The sequence below is a fragment of the Peribacillus sp. genome, assembly GCF_059453735.1.
The window spans coordinates 1-8,294 of sequence record NZ_JAZVJO010000123.1; the positions used below are offsets into that span (position 1 = coordinate 1).

9 protein-coding genes are annotated in these 8,294 nt (G+C 38.5%); 1 reads left to right on the forward strand and 8 read right to left on the reverse strand.

All coding sequences use genetic code 11. The features are described from left to right. Positions 1–258 precede the first annotated feature (258 nt). The 8 genes from rpsA to prsW all read right to left on the reverse strand — a co-directional run bounded on the left by rpsA (position 259) and on the right by prsW (position 6,974). The gene (gene rpsA, locus AC52RT_RS04055) at positions 259–1,395 is read right to left on the reverse strand and encodes a 30S ribosomal protein S1 (RefSeq protein ID WP_495539564.1); all 1,137 of its coding nucleotides are present in this window, start codon (positions 1,393–1,395) and stop codon (positions 259–261) included. Positions 1,396–1,556: 161 nt separating this feature from the next. Next, a complete protein-coding gene (locus AC52RT_RS04060) occupies positions 1,557–2,138 on the reverse strand; it encodes a lysophospholipid acyltransferase family protein (RefSeq protein WP_495539565.1) in 582 nt (193 codons plus the stop codon). Further along, a complete protein-coding gene (gene cmk, locus AC52RT_RS04065) occupies positions 2,135–2,815 on the reverse strand; it encodes a (d)CMP kinase (RefSeq protein WP_495539566.1) in 681 nt (226 codons plus the stop codon). The genes AC52RT_RS04060 and cmk overlap by 4 nt, the downstream gene beginning before the upstream one ends. Positions 2,816–2,945: 130 nt before the next feature. Further along, positions 2,946–3,134: a YpfB family protein gene (locus AC52RT_RS04070; protein WP_495539567.1), complete on the reverse strand. Its 189-nt coding sequence runs from the start codon at positions 3,132–3,134 to the stop codon at positions 2,946–2,948. A 68-nt stretch (positions 3,135–3,202) separates the two neighbouring features. Beyond that, positions 3,203–3,862 (reverse strand): flagellar brake protein, encoded by a 660-nt coding sequence (locus tag AC52RT_RS04075; protein WP_495539568.1) that lies wholly within the window; start codon positions 3,860–3,862, stop codon positions 3,203–3,205. Positions 3,863–3,999: 137 nt separating this feature from the next. Next, entirely contained in the window at positions 4,000–5,352 is a 1,353-nt protein-coding gene (gene ypeB / locus AC52RT_RS04080) for a germination protein YpeB (protein WP_495539569.1), read from the reverse strand. Between the two features lie 15 nt (positions 5,353–5,367). Then, the gene (gene sleB, locus AC52RT_RS04085) at positions 5,368–6,189 is read right to left on the reverse strand and encodes a spore cortex-lytic enzyme (RefSeq protein ID WP_495539570.1); all 822 of its coding nucleotides are present in this window, start codon (positions 6,187–6,189) and stop codon (positions 5,368–5,370) included. A 101-nt stretch (positions 6,190–6,290) separates the two neighbouring features. Further along, a complete protein-coding gene (gene prsW, locus AC52RT_RS04090; RefSeq protein WP_340846270.1) occupies positions 6,291–6,974 on the reverse strand; it encodes a glutamic-type intramembrane protease PrsW in 684 nt (227 codons plus the stop codon). Between the two features lie 137 nt (positions 6,975–7,111). On the opposite strand from prsW, the gene AC52RT_RS04095 reads away from it, so the two are divergent. Further along, positions 7,112–8,086 (forward strand): asparaginase, encoded by a 975-nt coding sequence (locus AC52RT_RS04095; RefSeq protein ID WP_495539571.1) that lies wholly within the window; start codon positions 7,112–7,114, stop codon positions 8,084–8,086. Positions 8,087–8,294 lie beyond the last annotated feature (208 nt).

An 8,294-nucleotide genomic window follows, 5' to 3' on the forward strand; every position in this document is an offset into this window, starting at 1 on the left:
AGATCATTCGGACCAAAATCCAGATGATTCGGCCCAAACTCGATAAGTTTCGGCCCTTTTTCCTTGTGCTCTACGTAACCGACTATCGGATTTGCTCTTGTTAAATAAAGTAACTCGTTGGTTTTGAGGTTCTCTGTGCAAACTAGGATTTGGCCCCAATGCAAATAGATTTGGCCTTGCAGCAGTTCCTCCGAGAAATCCTCCTAAACCAAAAAAACAAGTTTCCGCTAGGAAACTTGTTTTTTAAAGAACTATCTCTTATTTTAGTTTATTTAATGCGTCACCAATCATTTCACCAAGCTGGAATCCCTTGGTTTCTTCGGGGATATCATAATCATATGATGATGCGGATCCGGCTTCTTCGAGTTCTTTAATGCTTAAGGATAACCGCTGTTCAGCTTCGTTCACATCCAGCACCTTAACTTTCACAGATTGGCCTTCTTTTAGTACTTCTTGAGGGGTGCCAATATGTTTGTGGGATATTTGAGAAATGTGAACTAGTCCTTCTACACCTGGGAAAATCTCGACGAATGCACCGAAGGTAACTAAACGGCGTACGGTTCCTTCGAGTATGGATCCTTTACTTGCCTTCTCCGATATTTCAGTCCATGGTCCTGGTAATGTTTCTTTAATAGATAGAGAGATTCGTTCATTAACTCGGTCAATGGATAGAATCTTTACTTGAACCTGATCTCCCTCTTTAACTACATCAGAAACTTTGTCGACATGTTCATGTGACAGCTGAGAGATATGAACAAGTCCATCTACTCCGCCAATATCGACAAATGCGCCAAAATCAGTAATACGTTGAACAGTTCCTGTAATCGTTTGCCCGCTTTCAATCGTATCAAGCACGTTTGATTTTTGTTTTTCTTTTTCAGCCTCAACTACAGCGCGATGAGAAAGGATTAAACGGTTTTTATCTTTTTCTAGTTCAACAATCTTAAAAGTAAGCGTTCGATCCTTGTAATCAGCAAAGTCTTCAACAAAATAGTCTTCAACCAATGATGCTGGAACAAATCCACGTACACCAAGGTCCACCACTAAGCCGCCTTTTACAACATCTTTAACTTCAGCTTCAAAGATTTCACCGGACTGGAACTTTTCTTCAAGATGATCCCAAGCCTTATAAGCGTCAATTTTGCGTTTGGATAGAATTAATGCTTCTTCTTCGACCTTGATTACTTCCAGTTCCAGTTCGTCACCTTCTGTAACAGCATCTGAAGCTTTTTCCACATGCAGACTTGATAGCTCGCTAATTGGGATAATACCGTCTGTTTTTGAATTCTCGACATCTACAATCACTTGCTTCTCTTCCACCTTTGATACTTTAGCTTTAACCTTATCGCCAACCTCAAAGATGTTTACTTCCACTTGATTCATGTCTTCTGCCATTTCGAACTCCTCCTTAACCCATGACTGCTGTGCAGATTTCATCTTATACATACTTGTATAAGACCTAAATACAACGTAGCTTCACTATTAATTAATAATTCGGAATTATACCCTTATTTACTAAATTCTAATAAAATGGTGTAATTGTCAAGCGAGAAGGGTTATTTATTTTCAGAAATAAGTTTTTGAATTTCAGCCATAATGACTTTTGTAGCAACATCTGCTGATACCTTTTGGTCCCGATAAGGCTGGAAGTCAATTGGTTTTCCGTAGACAACTTTTACTTTACCCAGAAACGAATAAGGTCCAATAATCGCACAGGGAACTATATGAGCTTGGGAGCGAAGTGCAAAGAAACCTGCTCCAGATAAGCCTTCGCCTAATTCCCCGGTCTTGCTTCTGGTTCCTTCAGGAAACAAACCTAAAACTCTGTCGTCCTTAAGTATGGCCAATCCTTTTCTTAACGCCTCCCTATCACTTAACCCGCGCTTAACAGGAAAAGCATTGATTTTTGGCATTATACCCTTTATCACAGGGGCTCGAAACAATTCTTCCTTAGCCATAAAATGAATATCCCTTGGAGAGGTAGTACCGACCGCGAGCGGATCTAAATTATTTATGTGATTCGCACATATGAGAACTCCCCCTTCTTTGGGAAAATGTTCTTTGCCGCTGGCTTTGATTCTATAAACGGGTGATAGTCCAATCTTTACCACGTTTTTTGCAAAAGTATAAAAGTTCAAGCGCGCTCTTTCCTTTCCTCAATAAGAACAATAATTTTTTCTGCTACTTGTTCAATTGTAAGAGACGTTGTATCAATCTCTATTGCATCCGCTGCTTTCTTAAGAGGAGAAACCTCTCTCTCGGAATCCAGCTTATCGCGCAGTGCGATTTCTTCTTTTAATTTCTCTATATCAGCTGAAAACCCTTTTTGCATATTTTCTTGATAACGGCGATGTGCCCGTTCATCTACAGATGCTATTAGGAAGACTTTTACTTCTGCATCAGGAAGCACATGCGTACCGATGTCTCTTCCATCCATTACAACACCGCCGCTTTGGCCTAACTCCTGCTGTCTTCTGACCATCTCTTCTCGAACGAAACGATGTTTAGACACCTCTGAAACAGTGCTTGTTACTTCATTATTACGTATTTCTGAAGTAACATTTTCGCCATCAACGTAGACCATCTGACCTATTTCAGAAGGTTGTAGTTCAATTGCAGTATTTTCTAAAAGCTGCTTCAATCCCAGCTCATCTGACACATTTACACCTTGACGTAATGCTTTATATGTTAATGCCCGATACATCGCACCTGTATCGACATATATGTAATTGAATTTCTCTGCAGTTATTTTCGCTACTGTACTTTTCCCTGCTGCTGCTGGACCGTCAATAGCCACTGATAGTTTCTTTTCCATAAATCCTCCTAATGAATACATGCTGATCTGTTCTGTTCACTCTTATTTTATCATAAACTCTTTTGATACTCATGTATTCCTCATCTTATGATGAATATTAATAAACAAAAAAAAAGCGGGAATCCCACTTTCAATCATCGCTCAAACGGTTAAACGTTTCAACCACCTTTTCATGGTTCGTGCTCGTAACGCCTTCATAGCGAATTAACTTTTTAGATTCTAACAGAGATCCATCCTGATGTAAAAAAGCTTGAAAGGCAAGTAAACAAATAAATTGAATGATAATGAGCTTAATAAGCAGCCGCTCGATTGATTTCATGAAATCCCTCCACCTGTTCATAGTACAAGTATGGAAGAATATCTTTTAATTCATTCATCTTTTTTATATTACTGTGCTAATTCTTTTTTCTTTCTGTCTAACTGCTTTTCAAAGATAAACCTAAACAAGGTTTGGGTATCACTTTCCGTGTTATCTACAAATTGCACAGACAGCATCATTCTCCCGTCCTTTTCTTCAAATAGCCGGATGACTTCACTTTTTAGTCGTAAGTATTGTATCTCGCCTGATTTAAACGGTAACACAAGCCATATATAAACCTTAGAAGCTAAGTCAATTTGAGTATTTTTGGGAACGACTAACGCCGCTCCACCAGCACTAATATCTTCCGTTATTGTTGTAAATGGCATAAATTCCCGGTCTTCTGGATGAACCGCTGCATCCATCACCGTTCCTATCCTCACAAAATGTCTTCTCTGGATTTTAAGGAATCCATCCGTTGCCGGACATGACAACTGAACCATAGGAATATTTGCTTTTAATCTACCCAGCACTTCTGACTCAAAAATATAAACAGCATTTTCCGAATCAGTATACGTCACTTTTAATTGTGTACCATCCATTAAGAATGAGATTTTACCAGTTTCGATATTCACTGGATAATCAATGAACACACAGCCCTCATCTTGTTCAACAACCATGCATTTATATTTTTCTTCATGTTGGGCAAATTTAGGTTCAAGAATTAATGTTTCTCCAACTTTAATCATTCTCTTCACTTCCTGGATGTTATTTCTTTCATCAAAACTAGTATAAAGTACCCACTACTTAAGAAGTTAAATCCTGCCATTATTATTACATGAAAATAGAAAAAGGAAAAGTACATTCCGTACCTTTCCCTTACATTTTAGAGAATATTTTCATAAACTGGTTCTGGATTTTTTAATTTTTCTACCTTTTCTTCGTTTCCATTATCGGCATTAATGAAGATTCGATACGTATCATTATCAATTGTCCCTAAATATTCGTAACAGAGTGTTTCTTGACCTAAGTCATTAATAATTAACGCTTTTCTTTCTTCCATAATCGTCACTTTGTGATTTATCTTTTCTTTTGCTTCTTCAATGCTTAAACTCGCTTCATTTATCTTTCTGTTCACGTTATGCGTTTTCAAAAAGTCAGCTGCAGAGAAACCAATCACGCCGCCGTCATCTAGGGCAATCTTTAGTTTTACCGAATCAGGGTAAATTCTGACTCCATCCACTACCGCCACAAAATTGAAAAGACCGATATGATCATACTCTGAGCTTTCGTATAATTCAAATTGATCAAAATCGTGATCCTTCAAGAATTTTTGTGCCTTTAAATTAGCATCATTTAACGAGAGTTTTGTCTCGTTAATGTCACGATTATTAATTAACCAAATCGGAAAACCACCTTTTTTGGTAATATCCATATCTACCTCTGCTTTGGTCTCTCGATCGACTAAACTGACACTATAAAATCCATAATTCGCACCTTTACCATTTTTTTCAATTTTGGTTTCCAGATTACCCGAGAACCCTGAATAGTGTTTAGCAATCTGAATGGCTTCTTCTTTATTAATTTTCTTCCCTTTTAACTTTTGATAATTCTCATCTTCATATTTGGTACTTGAAAAGCTGGGATTAAGTGAGTTTTCAGGATAACCTGTTACCTTTTTCTCTACCGTTTTAAAACCGTCAATAATTGTATTGTCACTATTTTCTTTCTGTGAGGCAAGAGCCGTTTCAACATCCATCCATCGTAAATTATTTTTTATAACAAGATATTGAACCTTACGCAGTTCCTTTTGGATGTCGCCAGCTTGGGTATATAACGTGGCCATTTTGGCATATTCATCATTATTCAACGGTTCTTTATCCAAATCTCTAACAGCCGTTTGATAACTGAATGTTCCGATCTCCGATAAGAATTCCTCCGTCTTATTAAAGGGAAGAAGCGTAAGCGGCAGCTGACCAACGTCATGCTGGGCATCAGAAGTAATCCTCCATACATCGGTAAGTGCCGGACTGATCGATTTCTTTGAATTCATCGCCAATGTATTCCCAATTTTATCTTGAAGGAGATCCACATGGTAAGAGAGGTCATGAAACGCACGCTGATAGGTATTCTCAGCATTAATTAAAATCGCATTTTTTTCTTTATGTTCTTGATAGCCCCAAAAAGAGGTTCCAGCAACAACAACTAGTAAGCATACAATCACAATGTTTTTAATCAAGAATGGTTCACCTCCTTATTTACAGAAAATATGTTTCCCGATTTTTTTTATTTGTGGTCTTGTCCAAATCCATTTACTCGTTGCTGTATCCGGATTAAAATAATATTCTGCTTGTCCAGTTGGATCCATTCCATTCATCGCATCAATCACCGCATTTTTAGCTTGTTCATTGGGCGTCAGCCAGATCTGGCCATCCGCGACGGCTGTAAAAGCAAGCGGCTCAAAGATCACTCCTGAAATGGTATTCGGGAAAGAAGGACTTTCCATACGATTTAAAATGACTGCAGCCACCGCTACCTGTCCTATATATGGTTCACCTCTTGCTTCACCATACACGGCATTGGCCATTAACTGAATGTCATTTTGTGAATATCCTCCGGGCACACTTGCTGATTTAGTAGTCTCCGTTTTCTCTGATTTTGGTTTTGATTGAGTCTCACTTTGTTTAATTTGTTTATCCACATCAACGCCTGAATAATAGGTGAATTCATTGCCTTTATTAATCTGCTCATGGACGAATGCTTTATTAAAGTTGGATGCATTCGTCAATTTCTTTTTGGTTGTTTCACCTGCTAATCCGTCTATGGGAAGACCAAATGCTTCTTGAAAATTACGAAGTGCCCAATATGTACCCCACCCATAAGCACCGTCTATTTTCCCATGGTAATAACCAATGTTCTGCAGCCTTGCCTGCAGCTCAATAACATCATCCCCCTTTGCTCCTCTTTGGATAATCTGATTCGAGAAAGCCTCTTTCGGTGCAGGAGCGGTAACCAAACAGATCGATACTACACATACAGAAAGCAGGCCTTTCCATTTTGACGAAATTCCTTTCATCAAAAAACACTCCCTTTTTTCTAAATGGATTTACACCTATTTTCTTCTTTAACAATATTTTTATCCCAGAAGCTTCTTCCACAAAAAAAAGAAACAGAATATTATCCCGTTTCTTTTCGTGAAAATAGTTTGCTTGTATGAACAACAGAATGATCCCGAGCTTTTTTTGCCTTTTTTAAAGCCAGCCACCAGAGAAAACCCATAAATGGTAAAATCCAATAGATCCACAGTTTTAACGTTAGAAGAATATAATCATACACACCATGCAGAATCACCGGCACGATTAGTGCCGAAAATATGAAAACACGCTTATGGGAATGAGAGAACTTCGCTTTTCCGATATAATACCCCATAATGACACCAAATAGAGCATGACTTGATACAGGCAGCATCGCTCTAGTAAAGGCATGTTCGACTCCATTAGCCACTAAATAAAAAATATTTTCTAATGTAGCAAAACCTAGAGATATTCCCGCTCCGAAAATGATCCCATCATAGGGTTCATCAAAATCTACATGAGGATAGATGATATACAGCAGAAAAAACCATTTCACAAATTCTTCAAGCAAGGATGCTTGCAGGAATGCTTGTGCAAACGGACCGTTAAGGACTTGTTCTACTTGAAGGATATATTGAAGAAACATAATCGGCAGGACTAAACACACGCCATAAAGGAATGTTTTTAACACAGTTTTAAAGGTTTCTTTCTCATATTGATCTTTAAGATAGAAGTAGCTAAGCAAGGCCAAACCTGGAGCCGTGCCAGCTGACAAAATGACCAGCATAGGCTGACCCCTTTTCATTCTTTTTATTTAATCGTATCATGGAAACATGAAAAAGAAAAACACCAACATCACCTTATTTTACCAAATAATAACGTGAAATACTTTGCCGGTGACCCAGTTAGCAGGAGGAATGTACAATGACAAAGCGCATCTTAGTTATTCATACAGGCGGAACGATCTCTATGGAGGAAGATTCTGAGACAGGTGCTGTGGGACTGTCCATCGAAAACCCAATCAAAAAACACACGAATGGATTTTTCGAAGATGTCGATTTCTTAATTGAAGAACCTTTTAATCTTCCTTCACCGCATATTACCGCAAAAGAAATGGGGCACATAAAAAAAATCATTGAAGCCAGAATAAAAGATTCGCATATTGAGGGAGTGGTTATTACTCATGGTACAGATACGTTAGAGGAAACAGCCTATTTTTTAGACCTGACCGTTGCTTCATCCATACCTATTGTGGTTACTGGCGCCATGCGCTCAAGCAATGAAATTGGATCGGACGGGTTGTATAATTTTATCTCATCAATTAGAGTGGCCACAAGTAATGAGGCTTCAGGAAAAGGCGTTTTAATCGTTTTGAATGATGAAATACATACAGCAGGAAATGCGACCAAAACACATACAAGTAATGTTTCAACCTTTCAAAGCCCGCAGTTTGGACCGATCGGGATTGTCACCAAACGGAGTGTGATATTCCACCACAATCCACTCTATGAAGAAAAGTATCTGCTCGATACAGTAGCTAAGCGAGTGACCTTGCTTAAGGCTCATGCTGGAATGGATTCATCTCTTTTCTTCAGCTTAAAAGAGATGAAGATCGATGGTTTAGTTATTGAAGCGCTGGGGCAAGGCAATATGCCGCCTCAAACCATCCCAGGTATCAAAGCTCTCATTGCGGCTAATATACCGGTAGTCATTGTTTCTCGCTGTTTTAACGGGATTGTTCAAGACACCTATGGATACGATGGCGGCGGCAAGCAATTAAAAGAGCTTGGTGTGATTTTCTCAAACGGCTTGAATGGCCAAAAGGCTAGGATTAAATTATTAATTGTATTGCATATCACGACGAATCATCAGAAAATCCAGGAAATATTCGCTTTCTAAGATTTAAATATCATTCTATACATATGACAAAAGCGGCGTACCCATTCCGGAACGCCGCTTTCTATTTTTATTTTGACAGATTCTCAGCAATTAATCCTCCATGAAAACGGCCATTTTCAATAAAAATGGAATTGGCATTATTGCCGGCTGCAATCACACCCGCAATATAAATCCCTTTCACATTCGTCTCCATGGTGTCAGGATTATG